Origin of the sequence: Micromonospora nigra, assembly GCF_900091585.1 — a bacterium.
In the GTDB taxonomy this organism is placed as follows: Bacteria; Actinomycetota; Actinomycetes; order Mycobacteriales; family Micromonosporaceae; genus Micromonospora; species Micromonospora nigra.
The window spans coordinates 4,169,809-4,194,194 of the sequence record NZ_FMHT01000003.1 but is presented as its reverse complement, the minus strand read 5'-3'; the positions used below and the strand labels follow the sequence as shown (position 1 = coordinate 4,194,194).

Below are 24,386 nucleotides of genomic sequence, written 5' to 3'. Positions count from 1 at the left end.
CGCTACACACCCCGATCGGAACGTTCGACAGACCGGACGGCTATGGACCATCCGCCGGGCGGAAATCAACGCCACCGCATCGAGAGAGAGCTGGCCAACGTGCTCGCCGAGATGCCGCTGATGCAATACCCGGATAGACGCCAACAAATGGTGCGGCGGCTCCGCAAGGAACTGCGACGCAACGACATCATCCCCGACATGTCCACTCCCCTGGGGCAGAGTCAGGAGATCGCCGCCGACTGTCTGGACCTGCCGGACGGGATGGCCGCTCTGATCGCCGTGGTCCGGCTGTACGACGAGGCAGCGCCCGAACTGCCCACCCTGCGACGGCTGAGGTACGAGTCCGAGGTGCTGGCCGTCCTGCCGGAGGACGACTGGGGAACCCTGCGGGAGGCCCTGACCGCCGTGCGGTCGGTGCCGCTGACCCGTCTGGTGCAGGAGGCCAGCGGGCACCGGGAGGACGCCCTGCCCACCTGGTGCGCCAACGCGTGGGACGCCCTGGTGCACCTGGCCGGGCTGAACGCCGGTACGGACCTGCCGCCCACCATCCGCTTCCTGACCCTGCTCGAACCCGAGGTCGACGACGTCACCGCCGACCTCATCCGCCGTCGCAACCGGCGCGAGGCCCGGCAGTTCGAGCTGACCGACGAACTGGACCGGCAGCGGGTCGCCGTACGGGCCGGCCCGGAGCGGACGCAGCGCTACGCGTACCTCGTCATCCAGATCGAACGCGACCTGGAGCCGGGCAGCACGAGCTACACCGTCTCGCACTACCGGCAGTGGCACGGCGACGGGCGGTGGCACTCACGGCTGCGCGGCCGGGCCGCCGGCGTCGCCCGTGACGAGCTGGAACCCGCCGTCGAGCAGATCGTGCAGCTGATGGAGATCGAGTGGGCGGACCGGCCCGCCGAGGTGGCCATCGAACTCGTCCTGGAGACCCACCTGCTCAACGAGGACTTTCCCTGGTGGCGCAAGGAGGCCGCCGGGGAGGACGGGGAGCACAAGGTGCTGGCGATGGACTACACGATCGTCGTCCGTAGCCTGCAACGGCTGCGGCGGCCCGCCTGGCGGCGAATGTGGCGGCTGCGCTGGGAGAAGCTCCAGGCCAGCCCTCGCGACACCCGGCTCTACCGCAGCCAGCCGGACGGCCCCGAATACCCGACCCGCCTGGAGGCGCTGCTCAGCGACGAGCAGAACTGCGCGGCGATCCTCCTCAGTGAACCGCCGTCGAGCGACCCGGACGCCCGGCCGACGGAGCTGCTGACCGCGTTGCGGGCCGGCCTGCCGGTGGTGCTGTGGCACCGTCTCGCCCCCTCCGACGGCGACCTGTACGAGCACGTGAGCACACTGACCGCCCACGGGCTCGCCGACCTGCCGGCCCTCGTCCGTCGCACCCGGCTGGCCGCGTTGCGGTCGCCGCAGGCGGAACAGGACCAGCACCACGGCCGGCACCTGGTCGTGCTGTGGGACGACCCGGAGCGCCGGCCGGAGACCGACAGCCGTGGCAGCCCGGAGGTGATCGCATGACGCAGACCGACGGACCCGAGGGCAACGCCCGCCGGAGCTGGCGGATCTACACCGGCACGGGCCGGGCCCCCGACCCGGACGACCGGGACGGTTGGCCGCCCGCACCGCCCTGGCGCAGCTTCGACGGCGGGCCGGACGAGCCACCGCCCCCACAGGAGGACCCGGACCTCGACCGACGGCTCGGCCGCACCGTGGTCGACATCCCCGCCGACGAGCACGAGGTCGACGTCGTCAACGCCGCCCTGCACCTGCGTCGGCCCCTGCTGGTCACCGGCCGCCCCGGCACCGGGCGCTCCAGCCTCGCCTACCGCATCGCCCGGGATCTGGGGCTCGGCCGGGTGCTGCGCTGGCCGGTGACCACCCAGGTCGGCCTCCGCGACGGCCTGTACGACCACGACGCGGTGGGTCTCGTCCAGGCCACCGGCTGGGCGCACGACGCCGGGGCCGAGCCGCCTGCCGTCGGGGACCACGTCCGGCTCGGTCCACTCGGCACGGCACTGCTGCCGTACCTGCGCCCCCGGGTACTGCTGATCGACGAGTTGGACCAGAGCGACATCGACCTGCCGCAGCAGCTCCGCAGCGTCTTCGAGGACGGTGCGTTCGAGATCCCCGAACTGGTGCGGACCGCCGGCCGTACCCCGGTGGCGACCGTCCGCACCGCCGACCCCGGCCGGACGGCCACCGTCCGGGAGGGGCGGGTGGTCTGCCACGAGTTCCCGCTGGTCATCATGACGTGCAGCGACGACCGCGACTTCCCTGCCGCGTTCCTGCGGCACTGTCTTCGGCTGCGGCTGCCCGAGGCCGGCGCGGAGCGTCTCGCGGCCATGGTCGCCGCCCACTTCCCGCAGGGCGCGCAGGGCTCGGCGGAACTCATCGAGGAGTACCTCGCCCGGGGCGGCGAGTGGGACTCACCCGCCGTCGACCAGCTCCTCGACGCGGTACACCTGCGTACCGCCGGGGCGTCCGACACCGGCGACCGTGCCGAGTGGCGGCGGCTCGTGGACGCCCTGTGGCGCCGGATCCCGCCGGACGGCCCGGAGTGAACCGTCTGTCGGGCGGGGTGACCGGTGCGGAGCTGGCCGACTCACTGTGGCTGGCCACCCGGCTCGACCCGGAGACCGTGCTCGCCGCCCGCCCCGGGACGCCGCCGCCGGCCCCGCAGGCAGGGATCGAAGAACCACTGGCCGAGGTGCTGGATCCGTTTCGCCAACTCGTCCCGGCGCGCGAGCGGCACGAGTTCGACGAGCAGGCCACCGCACGCCAGCTGGCGGCAGGCGTCCGGTGGCCGGCGGCGCGCCGGGTCCCACGGGCCGGTTGGGACGTGGTCGTGGTCGTCGACGACCACGTGTCGATGAGTGTCTGGGCGGGGCACATCCGCCGGTTCGTCGGCCTGCTCCGCCGGCACACCGCGTTCCACGACGTGCGGCTGTGCCGGCTGGTCACCACGACCACCGACCCGGCCGCCGTGATGTTGCGGGGGCGGGGCAGCGGACTGGTGGCCGCGACCCGCCGGACCAGCCTGCCGGCGGTCGGTCGGCGGCGGATCGTGCTGGTGCTCACCGACGGGGCGGCCCCGGCCTGGCAGGTCGACGCGGTCGCCCCGCACCTGCACGAGTGGGCCAGGCGGCAACCGGTCGCCCTGGTCCACCTGCTGCCCCAGCAGATGTGGCACCGCACCGGCGTGTACCCGCTGCGGATGCGTCTGCGGTCCGCCCTGGCCGCCGCGCCGAACGCCCGGCTCGACTGGCAGTACCGGGAGGCCCCTGCGTCGTGGCCACCGGACCGGGCGACCCCGGCCGGGCAGATCCCGGTGCCGGTGGTGGAGTTGCGTTCACGCTGGCTGCGCGCCTGGACGGAGCTGCTCGCCGGTCACCCGCCACGGTGGATCGAGATGCCGGCGCTCCTGGTCGCCGACCATCCGGTCGCGCCGCCACCGGCGCCGGCAGGCCCGGAACCCGATGCCGCAGCCCGTGTCGGCGAGTTCGTCTCCCATGCCTCGCCGCAGGCTCAGCGGCTGGCCACACACCTGGCCGCGGCACCGCTGGAACGGGCCGTCATCCGCCTCGTCCAGGATGCGCTGCTGCCCAGGTCGACCACCCTGGACCTGTCCGAGGTGCTGACCAGCCCGCTGGTCCGGGCGAGCCGCGACGACCGGGGCCGACCGGAGTACGAGTTCGGCCCGGGCGTCCGCGCGGAACTGCTCGCCACCGGCCGGCGCGCCGACACGGTGCGGGTGTGGCGGCTGCTCGCGGAGCGGCTGGGGGCCAACCGGCCGGCGCTGGCCGAGTGGGGTCGGATTCTCGACGACCCGACCCGGCCGTTGCCGCCCGTCACGACGGAGACGGCCCCGCTGGTACGCGTCGAACGTGCCGTGCTGCGGGCGTTGTCCGGCCGGTACCTGGCCCGGGCCCGTCAGCTCGACGCGGCCCTCGACGCCCTGCCCGCCCCCCGCCGACCGTCCAGGCCGGAAAGTCCGGCCCACGGGACTCCCCCAACACCCTCCCCGAGTGGGATGATGACTGTCGGCACAGCCGCCAACGCAGACCGTAGCGTAGGTATCGAAGGAGCCGGCTTGTCGTCCAGCATGCCCGAAGACGCCACCGCCCCGGCCCGCATCCCGGCCGTCTGGGGCGACATCCCACTGCGCAACGCGCACTTCACCGGTCGCCGGGAGCTGCTCGCCGACCTGCACCAGCAGGTCCGGGGCGGGACCACGGCGCTGCTGCCGCACGCCCTGCACGGCATGGGCGGTGTCGGCAAGTCCCAACTGGCCGTCGAGTACGTCCACCGGCACCGGGGTGACTACGACCTGATCTGGTGGATACCCGCCGAGCGGTCCACCCAGATCAACGCCTCGTTCGTCGAGCTGGCCGCCCGGCTGAACCTCACCACCGCCGAGGCGGACATCGGCAGCGCGCGGGCCGCCGTGCACGAAGCCCTGCGGCTGGGCCGCCCCTACCCGCGCTGGCTGCTGATCTTCGACAACGCCGAGAGCCCGGAGTCACTGCGGCCCTTCCTGCCCTCCGGCGGCTCCGGCGACATCATCATCACCTCGCGCAACCCCCAGTGGGCCACGGTGGCCCGCACGCTCGAGGTCGACGTGTTCTCCCGGGCGGAGAGCGTCGAGCTGCTGCGGCGGCGGGGCCCGGAACTCAGCGACGCGGAGGCCGACCGGCTCGCCGAACAGCTGGGTGACCTGCCGCTGGCGCTCGAACAGGCGGCGGCCTGGCGGGCCGCGACGGGAATGCCGGCGGAGGAGTACCTGCGGCTGTTCGACCAGAAGCGCATCGACCTGCTCGAACAGGCACCCCCGATGGACTACCAACTGCCGGTCGCGGCAGCCTGGAACGTGTCGCTCGACCGGCTCGAGTCGTCGAATCCGGCGGCGTTCCGGCTGTTGCAGCTCTGCTCGTTCCTGGCCCCGGATCCGATCCCCCGCACCCTGTTCCAGGGAGCCCAGAACGACGACATCCACCCCGACCTGAACGTGGCCCTGCGGGACCCGATGCGGCTCAGCAAGGCGACCCGCGACATCGGCCGGTACGCCCTGGCCCGGGTCAGCCACCGCACCAACTCCCTGCAGATGCACCGGCTGATCCAGGCTGTCCTCATCGACCGGATGTCCGAACAGGAGCGGGTGACGATCCGGCGCAGCGCCCACCTGCTGCTCGCCTCAGCCGACCGCAACGACCCCGACTCGCCGCAGAACTGGCAGAGCTACGCCGAGCTGTATCCCCACGTCATGGCCTCCGACGCCGTCCACTCCGACAATCCGTGGGTGCAGCAGCTCATCCTCAACGAGGCCAAGTACCTCTACTGGTGGGGTGACTTCTCCACCTCGCTGGACCTGAGTCGGCAGGCGTACGACGTCTGGCGGGTCACCCTCGGTGAGGACGCGTCGATGACCCTGGCGATCGGCCACTGGCTGGGGTTCATGTTGTACCGGCTCGGCCGCCACCGGGAGGCGGCCCAACTGAACGCCCGGATCCGCGACCTGCACGAGAGGCGCGGCGAGGACGACAACGAGGACCTGCTGCGGGCCATCGGCGCGGTCGCCGCCGACCTGCGGGCCGCCGGCGAGTTCCAGCAGGCGCTGGAGATGGACGAGGACCTCTACCGCCGGCACCTGCGGGCGCTCGGCGAGGATGAGCCGACCACCCTCAACGCGGCGCACAACCTCGCCGTCAGCCTCCGCCTCACCGGCGACATCCGGCGCGCGTACGAGGTCGACGAGAAGACCCACCGCCACCGGGTGCTGCTGTTCGGCGAGGACCACGCCCACACCCTCGAATCCCACCTCAACCTGATCATCGACCGGCGGGAGCTGGGTGAGTACCTGCCCGCCCGCGCCGAGATGCAGAACGTCGTGGACCGGTTGCCGCAGGTCTGGGGGTCGGCGCAGACGCAGGTCCTGACCGCCCGCCGCCGGCTCGCGTCGGCGGTCCGCAAGGCCGGCGACCACCGGGCCGCGTTAGAGCTGTCCCGGGAGGTACGCGACGGCTTCGCCAGCCGCTTCGGCCCGCAGCACCCCGACACCCTGCTGGCCAGCTTCGGACTGGCCGTCGACCTGCGGGCCACCGGCGACTACGACACCGCCGCCCGGCTCACCGCCGACATCGTCACCCTCTACACGGAACTGTTCGACGAGGAACATCCGTACACGGTGGCCGCCCGACTCAGCGGGGCGATCGTGGACCGGCTCCGGGGCGACGCGGAGCAGGCCCGGGTCACCAACGAGGTGGGCATCGAGGTTCTCACCCGACGGCTCGGCGCCGACCATCCCCTGACCCTCGCCGCGCTGATCAACCTCGGCAACGACCTGTACGACCTCGGCCGCCACGAGGAGGCGTACGAGCGGGACAGGACGACCGCCGACCGGTGCGCCGCCGTGTTCGGCGACGAACATCCCACGACACTGATCTGCCTGGGCAACCTGGCGATGGACCTGATGGCGCTGGGCCGCGACGAGGAGGCACAGGTCCTCCACGACCGGATCACGCCGACGATCACCGCGCTGCTCGGCGAGCGACACCCGGCCACCATCGCCGGCACCGACCTGACCATACGCGGCGACTGCGACCTGGATCCGATGCCGCTGTGAGGAGCCGTCCACCGCCGCGCCCACCCCCGGCGCGGCGGTGGACCCCGGCGTCGGTCCGCCGGGGTGCCCGGCTGGGTGACACCGGCCGCCGTCAGGTGGTGACCGGAGCGGAACCCAGCCAGGCCGCCATCTCGAACGGATCGGGCGGGATCCGGCCCGGCCGCTCCCGCACCGCGCGGTACACGGCCCGCACCAGTTCCGGCCGGTCCCGCAGCGCATCGGCACCGGGTCCCGGACGCCGCACGGCGGCGGTGGCCGCCAGCCCGGCCCATGCCGTGGGCGACGCCGGGTCGTCGGCCAGCTCCGTGAGGTAGAGCTCCTCGGCGCGGGCGTGGTCTCCGGCCGCGAGGGCCAGGTCGGCCGGGCACGCACCGGAGACCCGGTCACCCACCGCCGCCGGATCGGCGTGCAACTCGTCGAAGCCCGCCCTGTCGGTGAGCCGCCACAGTTCGAGCACGGCCCGCACGTCGAGGCGGCGGGCCGAGTCGTCCGGCACCACGGCTGGCGCGGGCGAACCCACGGCCGGCGGCCGGTGCTCGGTGGGCCAGGCCGCGGCCAGCTCCGTGACCAGTTCGGCCGCCGGACGCAGGTGGTGGATCCGCCACCGGGCCCGGTGGTCGGCCAACGCGCCCCGGGCCGCCGCCAGGGCGGCTGCCGGAACGGGCTCGTCCTGCCAGTCGGCAACGCGGCTGGTCAACCCGTCCACCAGGTGCCGTCCGACGTCGGTGAGCTGTGGCAGGCCGCGCACCATCTCCAGGGTCGCCCAGACCTGCTCCCGCCAACGGGCGAACTCGAAGTGCGCCAGAGCCGCACCGGCCCCGGCGGCCACCTCCCGGTAGGCACGCCAGAAGGCGGTGATGCCGACGAAGGCGTACACCCCCTGGATCAGGCCGCCGAGCGGCCGGGGGTCGTCCCGCCACGGCGCGTACAGCCGGTGCGGTGGTTCGCCGTCGGTGACCGGAGCCAGGTGCAGCAGGCCGCCGAGTTTGATGTGCTGGAACTCGTGCACCAGGGTGACGGCCAGTTCCGGGGCGTCCTCCGGTTCGGACATGATCATGCTGCCGAAGGCGTCACCCGCCGACGCGCTCATGGTGCGGAAGCGCTCCGCCGCCGGCTGCGGCACCACCGAGGTGAGCCCGTGGGCGATCGGCACCGCCATCTCGGGGCAGACCCGCACCAGCAACGCCCACGCCTGTTCGAACAACGCCTGCCAGCGTTGCACGTCGTCGGCGATGTCCAGATGCGGCGGGGTCGGCGTGCGGAGATTGCGGTACGGGTCGACGAAGTCGAGGGTGACCTCCAGGGTGTGCCCGCCCGCGGTCGCGCGCACCGTGGGCAGCGGCACCCAACCCGCACCGCCGGTTCCGGCGGCGTCGAACTCGACCGTCGTGCCCGCCACGGTGATCGTCGCCCGGCCGTCGCGACCGCGTACCTCCGCCTCGTCCCATCGCCCCGCCGCCGGCACTCTTGCGCCGCCCAGCGTGGGCAGCACGGCGAAGCCGTCCCGCACCGGCACCCGCATGGTGAAGTCCAGGCCGGTACGTACACCCGCCGCCGCCGCCAGTGCGTGCAGGTAGCCCAGGTCGACCCACAGCGGCCCCTGCGAGGTGGCGGTCGTGCCGCGCATCCGGCGCAACGTGTATCCCGCCCAGGTGCCCACCTGGGGATGCAGGACCAACCTGTCGACGGTGTCGCGGTCGCGGTCCTGCGCGGCGACGAGCAGCCGCCACGCGTCGACGACCGGCGGCAGCGGACCGGCGGCGTCGGGCACCGACCGGACGGCGTCCAGGACGGCGCGGAGCTGCACCTTGCGCCAGCTGCACTCCGCCGCGAGCAGTTCGGTGATCGTCTGCTCGTCGCCCGCGCCGGTGGCGAGGGCCGCGAACTGGCGACGATCGAGGCGATGCCGGGCGGGCCGACCGACCGGTTCCGCCGCCAACCTCTGAGCGGTCACTACTCCTCCAAGGACGGCCGGCATCCGTCAGTCGAGTCGCTGGGGATTGTAGCCACTGGTGATGCTTTCGGGATCCTCGACGCGGCGGAGGAGACGCCGCATGACAGGGCCGAGAATCTCCTGGTCGTAGTCGACCAGACGGTCGAGGGACACATCAGCGAGGTCGACGAGTTCCGAGTCGACCTCGACAGCGAACGGTTGATTCACGACTTACCATTATCCACGCCCGACGCCTCGATCCGCTGCACGGCGACCCCGGAAAACGACATCAGGGTCCTTCGCCGGCACACTCAGGCGGTGGTCCACGGTGTATGGTCAAAAACCTGACAGCATTCCGGCGTTTCCAGGACGTAGGTGGTCGCCGGGCGGGTCGCGCGACGGGCCGGAGGTTCGCCGGCCGGTGCTAGCGTGGCGGCGTGGCCGGAACAGTCGTGGTCTTCGTGCACGGATTTCTGTCCTCGCCGAGCGTCTGGTCGCAATTCGTCGACCTCCTGGCCGACGACGACGCGCTCAGCGGTGTCGTCGTCCACACGTTCGCGTACGAATCGCCGCTCTATTCCCCGAAACCGACACGCCGGATTCCGCGCATCGACGATGCCGCCGACAGCCTACGGACCTTCCTCACCCACGACCTGGCCGACGCCACCCGGCTGGTGCTGGTGACCCACAGCCAGGGCGGGCTGGTCGTCCAACGATCCCTGGCCCGGATGCTCGCCGACGGTGACGACGCCCTCCTCGGGCGGATCCGTCGGGTGGTCATGTACGCCTGCCCCAACGCCGGCTCGGACCTGGCGTTGGGGCTGCGGCGGACCATGCTCCGGCGCAACCCCCAGGAGGCGGAGCTGCGCCCACTGCACGCCGCCGTGGTCGACGCCCAGCGGCTGGTGCTCAACCGGATCGTCCACGCGCCCGGCAACCACCTGCGCATCGACGCGTACGCGGGCGAGAGCGACGGCGTGGTCCCGCCCGCCTCGGCGCGCAGCGTCTTTCCCCACGCCGAGGTGCTCCCGGGCGACCACTCCTCGATCATCCGGCCGGACTCGCACCGGCACCGCTCCTACGTGGTGCTGCGACGGGCGTTGCTCGACGTCGACCACCACCCGGACGACGGGCGACGGGACACAACAAGCCGGGCCGGCGGAACAGACCACACAGGCGGAACCCGCCGGGCCGACGGTGCGGTCCCGGCTCCCCGGATGCCCGACGGCGAACCCACCAGCGAGGAGTACCAGGCACTGGTGGACCTGCTGCTCGACGTGCCCGGGATGGTCACCCCGGACTTCCGGCAACTCCTGATCGGCCTGCTCCCGGACCGGGTCGCGCCGCACCTGCCACGCAACTCCGCCGCCCGCCCCGACCTCGTCGGTGTGCTCACGACCCTGTGGCGGTACCGACACCTGGGCGCCTGGGTCGCGTTCGGGGAGGCGGTGGTGGTGCTCGTCCCCCACCATCCGGCGGCCGTCGAGGCACGTCGCCGGATGATGGAGCTGCACGGACCCGGGCCGGCGGAGGGTCAGGGCAGGGCAGAAGGTCAGGGCAGCCAGTCGGGGCGCAGCGGATAGGTGTCGTGCGACCCGTCCGGCCCGGTGCGCGTGGCGAGCACCTGGTGCAGCTGGATGGCGTTGCGCTCGAACGCCAACCGCGACCCCGCCATGTACAGCCCCCACACCCGGGCCGTGCCCGGCCCCACCTCCGACAGGCAGGCGTCCCAGTTCGCGACCAGGTTGCGGCACCAGCCGGCCAGCGTCAGCGCGTAGTGCCGGCGCAGGTTCTCCTCGTGCTGCACCTCCAGACCCACGTCGTGGATCTCGCTGATCAGCCGGCCAGGCCCGGCCAGTTCCCCGTCCGGGAAGACGTACCGGTCGATGAACGCCCCGGACCGGTGCGGCGCCCGGTTGTCGGCCCGGGTGATGCAGTGGTTCAACAGTCGCCCGCCGGGCCGCAGCCGGTCGCGCAGGAAACCGAAGTACGCCGGATAGTTGCGCACCCCGATGTGCTCGGTCAGCCCGATCGACGAGACCGCGTCGAACTGTTCCCGCGGGGCGTCCCGGTAGTCCAGGTGTCGCACCTCGGCCAGCCCGGTCAACCCCTCCCGCTCGATCGCGGCCCGCGCCCACCGCGCCTGCGCCCCCGACAGGGTGACCCCCAGCGCCTGCACGCCGTACTCCCGGGCCGCGTGCCGGACCATGCCGCCCCAGCCGCAGCCCACGTCGAGCAGCCGCATCCCCGGCCTCAGCGCCAGCTTCTGCGCCACCAGTTCGTACTTGGCCGTCTGCGCCTGTTCCAGCGTGTCGGTAGGGCGGTGGAAGACCGCGCAGGTGTAGGTCATCGACTCGCCGAGCACCCTCTCGTAGAAGGCGTTCGACACGTCGTAGTGGTGGGAGATCGCCGTGCTGTCCCGGGCGCGCGAGTGCCGCAGCCCGTTCATCACCCGCCGCCAGCGGGGCAGCGCCTCCTGCGGCGGCACCGGCGGCGGCAGCAGCCGCTCCCAGCCCAACCCCCGCACCAGGTGCACGACCTCGGCGACGGCCGGGGTACGCACCCGCAGTTCGTCCTTGAGGATGCGCAGCGCCTCGTACGGGTCGCCCGGGTGCACCCCGTCCAGCGCCAGGTCGCCGCTGACGTACGCCCGCGCCATCCCCAGGTCGCCCGGGGCGGTGAGCAGGTACGACAGGCCCCGCTCGGATCGGATCGACAGGGTGATCCCGGCGTCGGCCGGGCCGACTGCGCTGCCGTCGTACCCGGTGACCCGCACCGGGAGCGGCCCGGCCGTCAACGCCCGGACGACGTCGGCCACCCGGGGCCGACCCTGCCGGCCACCGCCCGGCGGCGGCGCGGGGCTGCTCGCCGCTCCCCGGTCCCGATCGGTCAGGCTCATGCTCGTGCCACCGCCTTCTCGTACAGTCCGGTCAGCCGGCCCTCCGGGTCGTAGCGGTCCCGCGCCGCCCGCCAGGCGGCACCGCCGTAGAGCCGGTCGAAGGAATCCCGGTCGTAGTACGCGTCGGAGTACAGCGACTTGTGGCCGCCCGCCTCCGACACCGCGCGCTCGATCTCCCGGTTGACGTCGCCGTCGGCGGCGCCCCCGGTGATGGGCACGCTGCCCCAGAACCCGATGTTGACGTAGTCCTGCCCCGGCCGGAGCGGATACAGCGGCCAGCCCCGCGCCGAGCCCGGGCCGGTCGGCTCGCGCAGCCGCAGCGGGCACAGCCACACCGGGGTCATCTGCACCGTGCCGGCGAACCAGCGCAGGAACTCCGCCGTCCGCTCCAGCGGTATCTCCACGTCCTGCACCACCCGCTCGCGGGCCGGCTGCCCCCGCCAGCGGTCGATCCGGGCGGCCACGCCGTGCCGGTGCTCCAGCCGCACGATGCGGTGGTAGACGTCGCTGCGCCGCCACCGGGCCGGCCAGATCCGGCGGAGCACCGGATGCTGCGCACCGAACGCGGCCGAGCACCAGAACCAGTCCGTGTCCCACCGCCACAGGTAGTCGTGGGTGGTCAACGTGTCGTGGGTGCGCCGGCGCAGGGAGCGGTAGTAGATCTCCCGGCCGGTGTAGTCGGACGCCGCCGGCGCGTCGTCGGTGAAGGTGCCCAGCACCAGGTACGCCTCGCCGGGGCTGAACATCACCCCGTCCATCGCGTCGACCGGCGTGCCCGCGTACGACCGGGTTGCCGCGATCTGCGCGACCGCGTCGGTCAGCTCCGCCAACCGGCGGAACCGCACGTTGCGCAGGGCCACGAACCGGCGCACCGGTTGCAGCTCGATGCGCAGTCGGGTGGCGTAGCCGAGGCTGCCCAGCGAGTTCGGGAAGGCCGCGAACAGGTCGGCGTGCGGCCCGTCGGGGCGGGCCGTGACGATCTCACCGGCCCCGGTCAGCACGTCCAGCTCGGTGACCGACTCGTGTGGCAGCCCGTTGCGGAACGACGTCGACTCGATGCCCAGGCCGGTGACGGCCCCGCCCAGCGTGATCGTGCGGAGCTGGGGCACCACCAGCGGCATCAGCCCGTGCGGCAGGGTCGCGTCGACCAGGTTCTCGTAGGTGCACATGCCCTGCACGTCGGCCGTGCGGCTGGCCGGGTCGACGCTGAGCACCCCGGTCAGCCCGGACACGTCCAGCCCCGGCGCCCGGGGGGCGTTGCGCGGCCGGAACAGGTTCGAGGTGCGCTTGGCCAGCCGGACGGGCTGCCCCGGCGGCACCGCCGCATATGAACGGCGTAGTCGGGCCACCGCCCCGTCGTGGTCCACCGACGAACGATCTACACGCACCGCGCGCATGAGGTCACTTTACGCACGGATAGCGGACGGTGGGGGGACGCTCACGGGTGGCTTCCGCGCGTCGCCCGCCCGTCTACTGCGTCACCCGCGCCGGGGGCGGGCTGGTCGTCGACGGGCGCGGTGGGTGAGGATGCGGGCATGTCGGTCTCCGATGCCCGTCCCGGCCCCGGCGGCACCACGTACGGCGGCCACCCCCCGCCGCGCCCCCGCCCGCCGCGTCCCCGCCTGCCGCGGGACCCGCTGATGCGCGGGGCGCTGGCGATCGGGCTGGTCGGCGTACTCCTCGGGGTCTTCTTCGCCACCGGGGTGCTCGGCGGCGGTGACGGGCCGGCGACCCCGACAGCCGCCCTGACGCCCACCCCGGCCGCCACCGCCGCCCAGGAGCCGTCCCCCACTGTTGAGGAGCCCTCGCCGACCCCCACCGCCGCCCCCAGCAGCAGCGCACCCACCCAGCTCACCGGGCCCCGGGTGTTCCGCGCCGTGGCCTCCGGCCTGTGTCTCGGCGTCGACGGCGACGGCGAGAAGGCCGAGGCCGTGCTGGCCGGCTGCACCGGCGGGCCGGAGCAGCAGTGGGTCGTCAACCCGCACGGCGCGGACACGGTGACCCTCACCAACGCCGCGCACGGGCACTGCCTCGACGTGGAGGGCCGCAGCGGCGACGACGGCGCGAAGGTCCAGCAGTTCGGCTGCCACGGCGAAACCAACCAGCAGTGGCGGCTCACCCCCGCCGGTTCCGGCGCGGTGCTGCTGGTCGCCGCGCACAGCGGCCGGTGCGCCCAGCCCGAGGACGGCGGCACGGAGGACGGCGACAAGATCCGCCAGGCCGCCTGCACCGGCGCCGCCACGCAGCAGTGGACGCCGGCCTGACCGGCCGCACCGCGCAGGAGCCGACCGGGCCCGCTCAGCCGGCGCGCAGCATCCGAAGCTGGGCCAGGTGCTTGGGCAGGTGCACCCGGGTGTGCAGGTCCAGGACGCGCCCCCAGGGCAGCGGCTCGTCCACCACCAGGTCGAAGCCCTCCCGCAGGTGCGTCTCCACGGGGGTGTCAGCCACCGGACCGAGCCGTCCCACGAGGGCGACCAGCTTCAGGCTGGTGGCCCGCAGCAGGGTGGCCAGCCCGTCCAGGCCGCCGCACTCGACGACCAGCGCGTCGAGCTCCGGGCGGTGCACACTCTCCAGGTCGTAGAAGGCGTACGGGGAACCGGCCAGCACCGCCTCGGTGGCCTCGCTCATCAGCGTGTCGTTGGCCACCAGGTGCGCGACGATCTGCTCCGCGGTCCACCGGCCGGGCGGCGGATCGACGAACCCGCCCGTGTCCACCTCGACGAGCAGCTCGTCGTACGCCCGCCGCAGTCCGTCGACCTCCACTGAGCCAGGCTAGCCGCGACCGGCCCACGCCGGGCGGGATACGGCATCGTCAGCGCCGCCCGAGGCGAGCCGGCAGGTGGTCCCCCGACCCCCGTGTCAGCGGCGGCCGTGGCGGGCCCGCAGGTAGTCGCTCACCACGTACTCGCCGAGGTCGTCGGTGTCGGGGGTGAACATCCGCCCCCGGCAACGGCGGGCCACCGCGTCGACGAACCGGCGCAGTCCCTCGTCCTCCCCGAGCATGAACAGGTTCAGCGTCGCGCCCTGCCGGACGAGCCGGTCCACCTCCCGGACCGTCGCCTCGATCGTCTCCGGCAGCGGCGGCCAGTGGAACAGCGCCGCACCGTCGTCCGGATCCAGGTGGGCGGTCGGTTCCCCGTCGGTGACCACCAGCACCACCGGTTCGGCGTCCGGATGGCGGCGCAGGTGCCGGGCCGCCAGCCGCAGCGCGTGCTGGAGATTGGTGCCCTGTCGCTGGTCGGGCTCCACGGCGGCCAACTCCTGCTGGGTCAGCGGCATCGCCTCCCGGCCGAACCCGACGATCTGCAACGCGTCCTGGGGGAACCGCGTCGCCATCAGGTGCGACAGGGCCAGCGCCGTCTGCTTCATCGACCCCCACCGCCCCTGGGAGATCATCGAGTACGACAGGTCCACGCACAGCGCCACCGCCGCCGAGGCCCGCCGCTCCGTCTCCACCACCTCGAAGTCGTCGGGCGCGAGCCGCACCGGCAGCCCCGGCCCGGCCCGGCGGACCGCGCGGGTCAGGGTACGCACCACGTCGAGGGGCTGCTCGTCGCCGTACTCCCAGGGCCGCGACGCACCACTGACCTCGCCCGCAGCGCCCGCCGTACGCAGGTCGTGCTGGCCGCGCGGCCCGGCGGTCAGGTCGGCGAAGACCCGCCGCAGCGCGGTGCCACCGAGCCGGCGCAGCGCCTTCGGGCTCAACGTCAGCCCCTCGGCGTCCCGGTTGACCCAGCCCTGCCGGCGCAGCTCCCGCTCCAGCTCCCGGAGCCGCCGCACGTCGTCGGCGGCGTCGCGGCCCAGCGTCCGGGCCACCGCGTCGACGTCCACGTCGTCCAGGGTGGCCCCCGGGTGCTCCTGGTCGAGGGCGTCGAGCAGGTCGTCCAGCTCGGCGATCTCGCCGAGCGCGTCGGCCGCCTCGCCGTACCCGAGCGGCTGCTCGCCGCGCATCCGCTCGCCGCGCCCCCACCGCAGATCCGGTCGCAGCGCACGCAGGTTCGCGTCGAGGTCGGCCAGCTCGCCGGCCAGCCGGTCGCCGAGGGACTGACGCATCAGGTCGGACAGTTCCTCGCGCTGCCGGTCGGTCAGCGAGTTGACCAGCCGCTGCCCGGCCGCCGCCCGCCGGGCCAGCACGTCGACCAGTTCGTCCACGTCTTGGGGCCGCTCCGGGAAGAACTCCCCGTGCCGCCGCATGAACTCGGCGAACGCGTCCGTGGTGTCCTCCGACCGGGCGTGCCGGGCCAGCAGGTCGTTGAGGTCGCGCATCATCTCGGCCAGCCGAGCCTGGGCCGCCGGGTCGGCGGCGGCGCGGGCGGCGTCCCGCAGCCCGGCGAACCGCTGCCCCAGCACGTCGTCGCGCAGGCCGTCGAGGATCCGCTGGTAGGACTGCCGGCCCTCGGCGCTGGCCCACTCGTAGCCGGCCAGCTCCTGCACCGCCCGCGCCGTCGAGCGGGGCAGGCTGTCCAACACCGTCTCGGCGAACCGGGCGGCGTCGTCGTCCCGGCCCCGCAGCGCGTCCCGCTCCGCGGCGAGGGCCTGGTCGAGCAGCGCCCGCGCCCGGGTCACCGCCCCGTCGAGGTCGCCCCGGCGCAGCGTCTCCCGCCGCAGCCGCCGCGCCCGGGCGGCCAGGTCGTCCAGGCCGCCGTGCCCCTGCGGACCGCGCCGCAGCAGGTCGCGCAGCGCCTCCCGCAGACTGCCGCCCGCCAGCACCTCCGCGCCGACCTGGTCGACGGCGGCCCGCACGTCGTACGGCGGCGCCAGCGGATCGGGACCGCCGCGCCACTGGCCGTAACGGAACCGGTTGCCCGACACGTCAGCCCCGGTTGCCGTAGCGGGTCCGCCCCGAGTCGGTGACGTCCTTGCCGAGCCGACGGGTCAGGTGCAGCCCTTCCAGGACGAACTCGACGCCGGCGGCGGCCTGCTCCGGGGTGGGCGCGTCGCCCAGGCCCAGCCGGTCCAGGGCCTTCGCCAGGCCGGGCACCGTGCCCACCTGGCGCAGCAGCTCCGCCGAGGAGACCAGCTCCCCGGTCTCGACCACACCGTCCTCGGCGACCAGGGCCGTGAAGCCCGACAGGTCCAGCCCCGACAGCCGGGCCCGGAACGTGTCGGCCGTCGCGGTGCGCAGGAGATGGCCGAGGAGCTCGGCCTCCCGGCCCTCCTCGCCGCTTTCGAACTCGACCTTGCCGCGCAGCGTGGACGTGACCGACACGGCGTCGCCGACCCGGGCCACGGGCTCCTCGGGCCGGGCCGTCGGGTCGGCCGGGCCGGACCCCGGGGCCGCGAGCAGACCGGCGCGGCGCAGCGCGGCGGCGGCGACCGTCTCGGCGGCGGCGATCGCGAACCGGGCGGACACCCCGGAGCGTGGGTCCACCGACGGCGACTCGCGCACCGCGCGGGCGAACCGGGCGAGCACCTCCAGCACGTGCTCCGGCACCTCGGCGACCAGGTCCGCCTCCTGCCGGATCAGCGCCAGCTCCAGGTCGAGGTCCAGCGGGTAGTGGGTGCGCACCTCCGCGCCGAACCGGTCCTTCAGGGGGTGATGATCCGGCCCCGGTTGGTGTAGTCCTCCGGGTTGGCGCTGGCCACCAGCAGCAGGTCCAACGGCAGCCGCAGCTGGTAGCCGCGGACCTGGATGTCGCGCTCCTCCAGCACGTTGAGCAGCGCCACCTGGATCCGCTCGGCCAGGTCGGGCAGTTCGTTGACGGCGAAGATGCCCCGGTTGGTGCGCGGCACCAGACCGAAGTGGATGGTCTCCGGGTCGCCGAGGGTGCGCCCCTGGGCCAACCGGATCGGGTCGACGTCGCCGATCAGGTCGCCGACGCTGGTGTCCGGGGTGGCGAGCTTCTCGCCGTACCGCATCGACCGGTGCAGCCAGCCGATCGGCAGGTCGTCGCCCGCCTCGGCCACCAGCGCCCGGGAGGTCGGCGTGACCGGGTGCAGCGGGTGTTCGTTGAGCACCGAGCCGGCGACGACCGGGGTCCACTCGTCCAGCAGCGCCACCAGGGACCGGATCAGTCGGGTCTTGCCCTGGCCCCGCTCGCCGAGCAGCACCATGTCGTGCCCGGCGAGCAGCGCCCGCTCGACCTCCGGCAGCACCGTGTCGTCGTAGCCGACGACGCCCGGGAACCGCGGCCCACCGGCCCGCATCCGGGCCAGGAGGTTGTCGCGGAGTTCCTGCTTGACGGTGCGGTGGCGGTGGCCGGCGGCGCGCAGCTCACCGAGCGTGCCGGGCAGGTCGACCGGGGGTACCGGGGTCACCGGATGAGGCGCAGTCACCCGACCCACGCTAGCGCGCACACGCGCGGGCGCCCCACGTTCCCGCGAGGCACCCCGACGCTCAGCGTCCGACGCGGGCCCGCACCAGCTTCGGTACGGCGGCGAGCCCCGTCACCGGCCGGAACGCCCGGGCGGCGTTGACCAGGGCGTGGTACTCGTCCTCGGCGAGGTCGATCTCGGCGGCGGCGGCGTTGCGTTCCATCTGCTCCACGTTGGAGGCGCCCGGGATGGCGACCACGTTGGGGTGGCGCAGCAGGTACGCCAGCGCGATCTGGCTGGGCGTGGCCCCGTGCGCGTCGGCGACCTGGCGCAGCGTCTCGATCAGCGTCGCGCCGCGCTCCAGGTTCTCCGGCAGGAAGTACGGGTTGGCCCGGCGCACCGCCCCCGACGGCGGGTTCTTCGCGTCGTACCGGCCGGACAGGAAGCCCTGCGCCAGCGGGCTGTACGCCATGACGACCCGGCCGGCCTGCTGCGCGTACGCCAGCAGTTCCTCCTCGGGCTTGCGGTCGAGCATGCTGTAGCGGACCTGGTTGCTCAGCACCCGCCGGCCGAGCGCGGCCTCGGCCACCTGCCAGCGGCGCAGGCCGTAGTTGCTGACCCCCACCTCGCCGACGAGCCCCACGGCCTGCAGGGCGCGCATGCCGCGCATGGTGGTGTGGTCGGCGACCAGCGGGTGGGGCTGGTGCACCTGGTAGAGGTCGATGGTGGTGACCCCCAGCCGGGCCGCCGAGGCGACCGCCCGCTGCTGCACCACCGCCGCGACCGGCAGCACCGGGAAGATCTTGGTGGCCACCACGACCTTGGCCCGGTCCTCGCCGAGGGCCGCGCCGAGGATCCGCTCGCTGCGACCGAACCCGTACAGTTCGGCGGTGTCGAAGAGGGTGACCCCGAGGTCGACCGCCCGACGGACGATGTCCGCCGCCCGACGCTCGTAGTCGGGGCCGTAACCCCACTCCCGGGATCCGAACTGCCAGGTACCGAGACCGATCTTGGACAGGGGCTTCGGGGTGTCGAGCTCGACGTAGCGCATGTTCCGACCGTACCCGCGCAGCCGCGACCAGCCCGGCCGTTAGGGTCGACGGTCGTGACCTACCTTGCCGCCGACACACGCTACGACGAGATGACCTACCGGCGCAGCGGGGCCAGCGGGCTGCGCCTGCCGGCGATCTCGCTCGGGCTGTGGCACAACTTCGGCCCCGACCGCCCCTTCGAGCGGCAGCGAGACATCGTCCGCCGCGCCTTCGACCTCGGCATCACCCACCTCGACCTGGCCAACAACTACGGCCCGCCGGCCGGTGCCGCCGAGGAGAACGTCGGCCGCATGCTCGCCGGCGACCTGAAGCCGTACCGCGACGAGCTGGTGATCTCCAGCAAGGCCGGCTACCTGATGTGGCCCGGCCCGTACGGCGAGTGGGGTTCCCGCAAGTACCTGATCTCCTCCCTCGACCAGTCGCTGCGCCGCCTCGGCCTGGACTACGTCGACGTCTTCTACAGCCACCGGTTCGACCCGGACACCCCGCTGGAGGAGACGATGGGCGCGCTCGACGCCATCGTGCGCTCCGGCCGGGCGCTCTACGTGGGCATCTCCAACTACGACTCGGCCCAGACCGAGCGCGCGGCGGCGATCCTGCGCGACCTGGGCACGCCGCTGCTGATCAACCAGCCGTCGTACTCGATGCTGAACCGGTGGACCGAGGCCGACGGCCTGCTGGACACCCTGGAGCGGGTCGGCGCGGGCTGCATCGCCTACAGCCCGCTCGCCCAGGGGCTGCTCACCGACCGGTACCTCGACGGCATCCCCGCCGACTCGCGGGTGCGTACCAGCGTGTTCCTCGACGAGAGCGACCTCGACGAGCAGCGGATGGCGACGGTCCGCGCGCTCGGCGCGATCGCCCGGCGGCGCGGCCAGTCCCTGGCCCAGCTGGCGCTGGCCTGGGCGCTGCGCGATCCCCGGATGACCAGTCTGATCATCGGCGCGAGCAGCGTGGCGCAACTGGAGGCCAACGTCGCCGCGCTGGCCAACCTGGAGTTCACCGCCGAGGAGCTGACCGAGATCGACGGCCACCTGGGCTGAACCACGAGAACCGACAGTTCGAAGGCCACCCGCCGACGGGCCGATGGGCCCTGCCCGCCAGCCCCGGCCCACCCGTAGGGTCGGGGGTGGAGGTGACCTCATGCGGGTGGCGGTGTTCAGCACGAAGCCCTACGACCGGGATTTCCTTTCTGCGGCGAACGCGGCGGACGGTCACGACCTGACGTTCCTGGAGCCCCGGCTCTCACCACAGACCGCGAGCCTGGCGGCCGGCGCGGAGGCGGTGTGCGCCTTCGTCAACGACGACCTGGGCGCGCCGGTGCTGGCGGAGCTGGCCCGGTCGGGGGTGCGGGTCGTGGCGCTGCGCTCGGCGGGCTTCAACCACGTCGACGTGGCCGAGGCCCGCCGGCTCGGCCTGGCCGTGGTGCGGGTGCCGGAATACTCCCCGTACGCGGTGGCCGAGCACACCGTCGGGCTGATCCTCGCCCTGAACCGGAAGATCCACCGCGCGTACAACCGGGTACGCGAGCACAACTTCGCCCTCACCGGGCTGCTCGGCTTCGACCTGCACGGCCGCACCGTCGGCGTCGTCGGCACCGGCAAGATCGGCGTGTGCGTGGCCCGGATCCTCGCCGGCTTCGGCTGCCGGGTGCTCGCCAGCGACCCGTACCCCAGCGACGAGGCGCTCGCCGCCGGGGTGACGTACGTGCCGCTCAAGGAGCTGCTCGCCGAGTCGGACGTGGTGACGCTGCACTGCCCACTCACCCCGGACACCCAGCACCTGATCGACGCCGAACGGATCGGGCAGATGCGCGAGGGCGTCATGCTGATCAACACCAGCCGGGGCGCGCTGGTCGACACCCAGGCGGTGATCAACGGCCTCAAGAGCGGCCGGATCGGCTACCTCGGCCTCGACGTGTACGAGGAGGAGACCGAACTGTTCTTCGAGGACCTCTCCGACCGGGTGCTCGGCGACGACGACTTCTCCCGGCTCAACACGTTCCCGAACGTGCTGGTCACCGGGCACCAGGCGTTCTTCACGGAGGAGGCGCTGCACAACATCGCCGGCACCACGATCGCCCACCTGACCGCGTTCGAACGCGGCGGCCCGGACGCCGTCACCGGCCCCGCCCGGGTCTGCTGAGTCAGCTCACCCGCATGCGGGACGACTTGAACCAGCCACGATCGAGGTGGGGCGAGGGGCGACCATGTCATCTCCTTGGCGGTCCGCCGGATCAGCGCCAGCGACTCCGCCGAGCTTGACGCCCGTTCCCGCGCTTCCGCGAAGGTCACCGCGTGGTCCACCACCCGGGTCGACTGGTCGATGGTGAGCCGCACGTAGGTGTTGCCGCCCCGGATGACGGCGCGGGTGTACTCCTCGGTCTGCAACAGACCGTCCACCAACTCACGGTGGTAGCCGCGGACCAGCCATGCGCCGGCCTCGTAGCCCAGGAAGCGGAGGAACTCGGCTGGAAAGAGCTGGGTGTACTGGTGCCACCCAGGCCCGCTGCACGGCGGCAACCCACAGGGCTCCAGCCCGGCGGCGTCGGTCAGGACGACGACGCCCAGACGACCCAGGCGGACCTGGTGACCGCGAAGACCCGATTCCTCAGTTGGAGTTCCGCCGTTCCTCGGGGCGGCTCTGCAACAACGCCATGCCAAGGGTGGTGAGCGTGTGCAGGCCGCTGTTCCCGTTCCTGGCGGTGGTGACGAGCCCAGCCTTCCGCAGAATCTTCGCATGCTTGCTGGCTCCCGCGAGAGAGATGCCGAGCCGGTCGGAGAGCTCACCAGTGGTGCAGCTTCCGACCATGACTTGCAGAGCCGCAGACCGGGTGTGCCCGATCAGCGCCTGGAGCGCCTGCTCCTCGTGACCGGAGGGCGCCTGCAGCACCGCGGAAATCGCCGGGGTGGGCGGCACGGAGACCACGAGCGTGGGCACTCCGTCCCCGCCCGCGTCGTCAACCAGCACACACGGCACACCTCGTAGGAACAGCGACATCTTCAGTGCCAGGCCACGTCCGTTCAGATGGACGTCACGCTCCTCCCCACCGGGTACGGTCAGCACCGGCGGATCCCAGCTCATCTTGGGATGCAAGCTGCGTAGCAAGCCGTCCAACCCCCACCTGATGACGTCCCGGCCGCGCTCCTCGCGCTCCGCCTGCAGGAAGCCCCGGAGCGAGTTCCAGTACGGCAACACGGCCACCCGGCAGAACTCGAAGACCACGCCGGACACCGCATGACGTGCGGCTTCGTCGGCGGCGAGGGCCGAGACGAGCGGTCGCTGTAGCTCACGCTGGCCGAGCCAGAGCAGGTCCGGCACGGGTCGGTACCGGCGCAGCAGGTCGGTTACCTCGGTCATCCTGCCTCCGAGGGCCGCGACGGCGTGCCGGCGCCACTCGTGGAACACCCGCTCATCGGCGCGGCTCAGCGCCTGCAGGGCGAAGACGCTCTCCAGGACCGGCCCGGCACTCTCCCCCATGTGCACACGGGCGAGGTCTTCCAGCGTGAAGTGAATACGCAACGCCATTCCCCCGTAATCAGCGACGCAGCCGAACCCTCAAGCCAGAACAAGGCTTGCCGTGGATTTTCTGTCGGATATATAACAGTCGGAAGATCGTACGCCGCAGCGATTACTGTCAATAATTTTCAGGCGACAGGCATCGACGATGATAGCAAGAGTTGGGTGGTATTTGCGCCCGGCGCGGACCCGAGCATGCAGGGTCGGTGCGGGGTCTCAGCACACAGGTGGTCGTGCCCGCGTCGCGAGGACGAGGAGGCTCATTTCCTGCGGACCACGACCCGGCCATCATTGGCGATCGCGGTGATGGTACGGCTGCTTGACGGGTCGGAACGCAATCGATCGCCACCGTCGCCCTTGGCGTCGACCCGGTAGGTCTCCGTGCCCGGCACCACCACGGTGATCGATCCGCCATACGTCCGGGCCACCACCTGTCGGGGCGCGGCGTCGAAGGCCAGCTTGATGTTGCCGTCGTTCGCCGCGGTGGCGGTCAGACGAGCTGAACTGGACCGGCTCACCGTGATGTCGCCGCCGTCACTCGTCACCCGCATCGTGCCGGAACACTTCTCGGCCCGCAGCGACGCGTCGGCCCGCAGCCTCGCGGTGAGACCTTCGCGCAGCCCGGAGACCTTGATCGAACTCCCGGAGCCTTCCAGTTCCACCGCCGTCGCCGATGGAATCTTCACCGAGTACTTCGCCGAACAATCCAGGACCACTCCACCGCAGACAGCCTTCAACGTCAACACGCCGTCTTTCATGGACCACCCGGAACCCTTGGCCACCTCGCCACGGACGGTGCGGCTGACCTGGATACCACTTCCCGAGCCGACGTCGATCTGCACGTCAGCCTCGATGCCGACCACCTTGAGCCGGTCACCCGAAAACTCGAAGGTACGGGAGTCGGATTGCTTCGGCCCGGTCTTGGCCTTCTCCTCGCAGCCCACGGCGAACGGCAGCAAGGCCACCGCCGTGAGCACCATCGCCATCGTCTGTCGTCGCATCACGTGCCCCTCCCGGAGGGATCGAAGCTCGCCTTCAGCCTCGATCACAGGGCGTGGCGAGCACATCTGCCGTTCGGCAGATGTTGCCGGTGAGTCATTCGACAGGGGGCTGGCTGGCGTAGCCGCACTCCCATGCGTACACCGCGACCCCGACCCGGTTTCGCGCCCCGAGCTTGCGCTGGATGCTGGCGATGTGGGTCTTCACCGTACCGGCGCTGATGAACAACTCGGCGGCGATGTCGGCGTTGGTCTTACCCTCCGCCACCCGGCCGGCGATCTCCACCTCACGCGCCGTCAGCCTCTCCATCGGCTTGGGCAGTGCTGGCGTCGGCTGGGTGACGTGCTTCAGCAAGCGCACCGTGATGGACGGGCTGATCATGCTGTCGCCCGCCACCGCGGCCCGGACCGCTTCGATGAGCAGGGTCGGTCCGGACCGCTTGAGCAGGAAGCCGGACGCGCCGTAGCGCAGCGCCGGGTACACGTACTCGTCCAGGTCGAACGTCGTGACGACCACGACCTTCGTCTTCCGGGTCGCTGCGGAGCCCGCGAGCAGTCGGGTCACCTCGATGCCGTCCATCCGTGGCATGCGGATGTCGACCAACGCCACGTCGGGACGCAGACTACGGGCGAGTTCGACGCCGGCCACGCCGTCCGCTGCCTCGCCGACCACGGTGATGTCCGGTTGGCTTTCAAGGATGCGTCGCATGCCGTTGCGTACCATCTGCTGGTCGTCGGCGATCAGGACTCGAATGGTCATCCTGCACATCGTGGCACAGTCCGCCCTGGACAGACGGTCACCGGCCGGACCCGGCTCCGGCCAATGCCGATCGTGTGCGATGCTCCCGACCTGGGCCGGTCAGTCCGCCTCCTCTTCGGCGAGGCGCCGGCTCGGGATCTGGGCTAGGAACCTGGCGATCCGACGCAGGATCTCGTTCGCGCTGCGCAACTCCTCGACCTCCCGTTCCAGCCGGGCGATGCGCTGATCCTCAGGCACCTCACCGGTCGCCGGGGGCACCGGCTCCAACCGGGGGCGGCCTTCGTCGTCATCGCGCTCGTCCTCAGTGAGCGGCACGATACAGCCTCCTTTCGCGGGTACCGG

18 protein-coding genes and 2 pseudogenes are annotated in these 24,386 nt (G+C 72.6%); 7 read left to right on the top strand and 13 right to left on the bottom strand.

Annotated elements, in window-relative coordinates:
* The first annotated feature begins 42 nt into the window (after positions 1-42).
* The 3 genes from GA0070616_RS18200 to fxsT are packed head-to-tail and all read left to right on the top strand — an operon-like array spanning position 43 to position 6,628.
* A complete protein-coding gene (locus GA0070616_RS18200; protein ID WP_281188180.1) occupies positions 43-1,527 on the top strand; it encodes a VMAP-C domain-containing protein in 1,485 nt (494 codons plus the stop codon).
* Positions 1,524-2,570 carry a MoxR family ATPase gene (locus GA0070616_RS18195; protein WP_091084052.1) on the top strand — a complete coding sequence of 349 codons (1,047 nt, stop codon included), beginning with the start codon at positions 1,524-1,526 and terminating at the stop codon, positions 2,568-2,570. Before GA0070616_RS18200 ends, GA0070616_RS18195 begins: the two co-directional genes overlap by 4 nt.
* The gene (gene fxsT, locus GA0070616_RS18190; RefSeq protein WP_139128937.1) at positions 2,567-6,628 is read left to right on the top strand and encodes an FxSxx-COOH system tetratricopeptide repeat protein; all 4,062 of its coding nucleotides are present in this window, start codon (positions 2,567-2,569) and stop codon (positions 6,626-6,628) included. Before GA0070616_RS18195 ends, fxsT begins: the two co-directional genes overlap by 4 nt.
* Before the next feature lie 91 nt (positions 6,629-6,719).
* Here fxsT and GA0070616_RS18185 read toward each other — a convergent pair whose 3' ends face one another.
* Together GA0070616_RS18185 and GA0070616_RS18180 are read right to left on the bottom strand one after the other, a co-directional pair.
* On the bottom strand, positions 6,720-8,582 hold the full coding sequence (locus GA0070616_RS18185) for an HEXXH motif domain-containing protein (protein ID WP_175440118.1): 1,863 nt from the start codon (positions 8,580-8,582) through the stop codon (positions 6,720-6,722).
* A 27-nt stretch (positions 8,583-8,609) separates the two neighbouring features.
* On the bottom strand, positions 8,610-8,789 hold the full coding sequence (locus tag GA0070616_RS18180) for a hypothetical protein (RefSeq protein ID WP_091084037.1): 180 nt from the start codon (positions 8,787-8,789) through the stop codon (positions 8,610-8,612).
* A 209-nt stretch (positions 8,790-8,998) separates the two neighbouring features.
* Between GA0070616_RS18180 and GA0070616_RS18175 the strand changes: the two genes are divergently transcribed.
* Positions 8,999-10,144 (top strand): alpha/beta fold hydrolase, encoded by a 1,146-nt coding sequence (locus tag GA0070616_RS18175; RefSeq protein ID WP_139128936.1) that lies wholly within the window; start codon positions 8,999-9,001, stop codon positions 10,142-10,144.
* On the opposite strand, the gene GA0070616_RS18170 is transcribed toward GA0070616_RS18175, so the two are convergent.
* Positions 10,114-11,460 carry a class I SAM-dependent methyltransferase gene (locus tag GA0070616_RS18170; RefSeq protein ID WP_091084033.1) on the bottom strand — a complete coding sequence of 449 codons (1,347 nt, stop codon included), beginning with the start codon at positions 11,458-11,460 and terminating at the stop codon, positions 10,114-10,116. The genes GA0070616_RS18175 and GA0070616_RS18170 overlap by 31 nt on opposite strands.
* Positions 11,457-12,857: an FAD-binding oxidoreductase gene (locus GA0070616_RS18165; protein WP_091084031.1), complete on the bottom strand. Its 1,401-nt coding sequence runs from the start codon at positions 12,855-12,857 to the stop codon at positions 11,457-11,459. Before GA0070616_RS18165 ends, GA0070616_RS18170 begins: the two co-directional genes overlap by 4 nt.
* 138 nt (positions 12,858-12,995) lie before the next feature.
* On the opposite strand from GA0070616_RS18165, the gene GA0070616_RS18160 reads away from it, so the two are divergent.
* On the top strand, positions 12,996-13,724 hold the full coding sequence (locus GA0070616_RS18160; RefSeq protein ID WP_091084027.1) for an RICIN domain-containing protein: 729 nt from the start codon (positions 12,996-12,998) through the stop codon (positions 13,722-13,724).
* 34 nt (positions 13,725-13,758) lie between these two features.
* Here the strand turns inward: GA0070616_RS18160 and GA0070616_RS18155 are convergent, their stop codons facing one another.
* From GA0070616_RS18155 to GA0070616_RS18140, 4 genes and pseudogenes are all read right to left on the bottom strand, one after another.
* Positions 13,759-14,223: a hypothetical protein gene (locus GA0070616_RS18155; protein WP_091084023.1), complete on the bottom strand. Its 465-nt coding sequence runs from the start codon at positions 14,221-14,223 to the stop codon at positions 13,759-13,761.
* Positions 14,224-14,319: 96 nt separating this feature from the next.
* Entirely contained in the window at positions 14,320-16,272 is a 1,953-nt protein-coding gene (locus tag GA0070616_RS18150; protein WP_091084020.1) for a vWA domain-containing protein, read from the bottom strand.
* 1 nt (position 16,273) lies between these two features.
* A pseudogene (locus GA0070616_RS18145) lies at positions 16,274-17,745 on the bottom strand (magnesium chelatase ATPase subunit I).
* Between the two features lie 52 nt (positions 17,746-17,797).
* On the bottom strand, positions 17,798-18,766 hold the full coding sequence (locus tag GA0070616_RS18140) for an aldo/keto reductase (protein ID WP_091084016.1): 969 nt from the start codon (positions 18,764-18,766) through the stop codon (positions 17,798-17,800).
* A 54-nt stretch (positions 18,767-18,820) separates the two neighbouring features.
* Between GA0070616_RS18140 and mgrA the strand changes: the two genes are divergently transcribed.
* Both mgrA and GA0070616_RS18130 read left to right on the top strand, forming a co-directional pair.
* Positions 18,821-19,810, top strand: coding sequence for an L-glyceraldehyde 3-phosphate reductase (gene mgrA / locus GA0070616_RS18135; protein WP_091084012.1), 990 nt, complete (start codon positions 18,821-18,823; stop codon positions 19,808-19,810).
* A 100-nt stretch (positions 19,811-19,910) separates the two neighbouring features.
* Entirely contained in the window at positions 19,911-20,912 is a 1,002-nt protein-coding gene (locus GA0070616_RS18130) for a 2-hydroxyacid dehydrogenase (protein ID WP_091084008.1), read from the top strand.
* 218 nt (positions 20,913-21,130) lie between these two features.
* Here GA0070616_RS18130 and GA0070616_RS29465 read toward each other — a convergent pair.
* The 5 genes and pseudogenes from GA0070616_RS29465 to GA0070616_RS18110 all read right to left on the bottom strand — a co-directional run.
* Positions 21,131-21,289 (bottom strand): annotated as a pseudogene (locus GA0070616_RS29465) (Scr1 family TA system antitoxin-like transcriptional regulator); the annotation flags it as partial.
* 88 nt (positions 21,290-21,377) lie between these two features.
* A complete protein-coding gene (locus tag GA0070616_RS18125) occupies positions 21,378-22,289 on the bottom strand; it encodes a winged helix-turn-helix domain-containing protein (protein ID WP_175440117.1) in 912 nt (303 codons plus the stop codon).
* A gap of 257 nt (positions 22,290-22,546) precedes the next feature.
* Positions 22,547-23,287 carry a DUF4097 family beta strand repeat-containing protein gene (locus tag GA0070616_RS18120; RefSeq protein WP_139128935.1) on the bottom strand — a complete coding sequence of 247 codons (741 nt, stop codon included), beginning with the start codon at positions 23,285-23,287 and terminating at the stop codon, positions 22,547-22,549.
* A gap of 94 nt (positions 23,288-23,381) precedes the next feature.
* Complete coding sequence (locus tag GA0070616_RS18115) at positions 23,382-24,044, bottom strand: response regulator (protein ID WP_091083998.1); 663 nt, start codon at positions 24,042-24,044, stop codon at positions 23,382-23,384.
* 99 nt (positions 24,045-24,143) lie between these two features.
* On the bottom strand, positions 24,144-24,359 hold the full coding sequence (locus GA0070616_RS18110) for a hypothetical protein (RefSeq protein ID WP_091083994.1): 216 nt from the start codon (positions 24,357-24,359) through the stop codon (positions 24,144-24,146).
* Between the last annotated feature and the right edge of the window lie 27 nt (positions 24,360-24,386).

What these genes read in the sequence shown, in the direction of transcription:
- GA0070616_RS18160 (WP_091084027.1), top strand. Translation starts at nt 12,996, where the DNA reads ATGTCGGTCTCCGATGCCCGTCCCGGCCCCGGCGGCACCACGTACGGC.
- GA0070616_RS18200 (WP_281188180.1), top strand. Translation starts at nt 43, where the DNA reads ATGGACCATCCGCCGGGCGGAAATCAACGCCACCGCATCGAGAGAGAG.
- GA0070616_RS18170 (WP_091084033.1), bottom strand. Translation starts at nt 11,460, where the DNA reads ATGAGCCTGACCGATCGGGACCGGGGAGCGGCGAGCAGCCCCGCGCCG.
- GA0070616_RS18195 (WP_091084052.1), top strand. Translation starts at nt 1,524, where the DNA reads ATGACGCAGACCGACGGACCCGAGGGCAACGCCCGCCGGAGCTGGCGG.
- GA0070616_RS18140 (WP_091084016.1), bottom strand. Translation starts at nt 18,766, where the DNA reads ATGCGCTACGTCGAGCTCGACACCCCGAAGCCCCTGTCCAAGATCGGT.
- GA0070616_RS18115 (WP_091083998.1), bottom strand. Translation starts at nt 24,044, where the DNA reads ATGACCATTCGAGTCCTGATCGCCGACGACCAGCAGATGGTACGCAAC.
- GA0070616_RS18165 (WP_091084031.1), bottom strand. Translation starts at nt 12,857, where the DNA reads ATGCGCGCGGTGCGTGTAGATCGTTCGTCGGTGGACCACGACGGGGCG.
- GA0070616_RS18120 (WP_139128935.1), bottom strand. Translation starts at nt 23,287, where the DNA reads ATGCGACGACAGACGATGGCGATGGTGCTCACGGCGGTGGCCTTGCTG.
- GA0070616_RS18130 (WP_091084008.1), top strand. Translation starts at nt 19,911, where the DNA reads ATGCGGGTGGCGGTGTTCAGCACGAAGCCCTACGACCGGGATTTCCTT.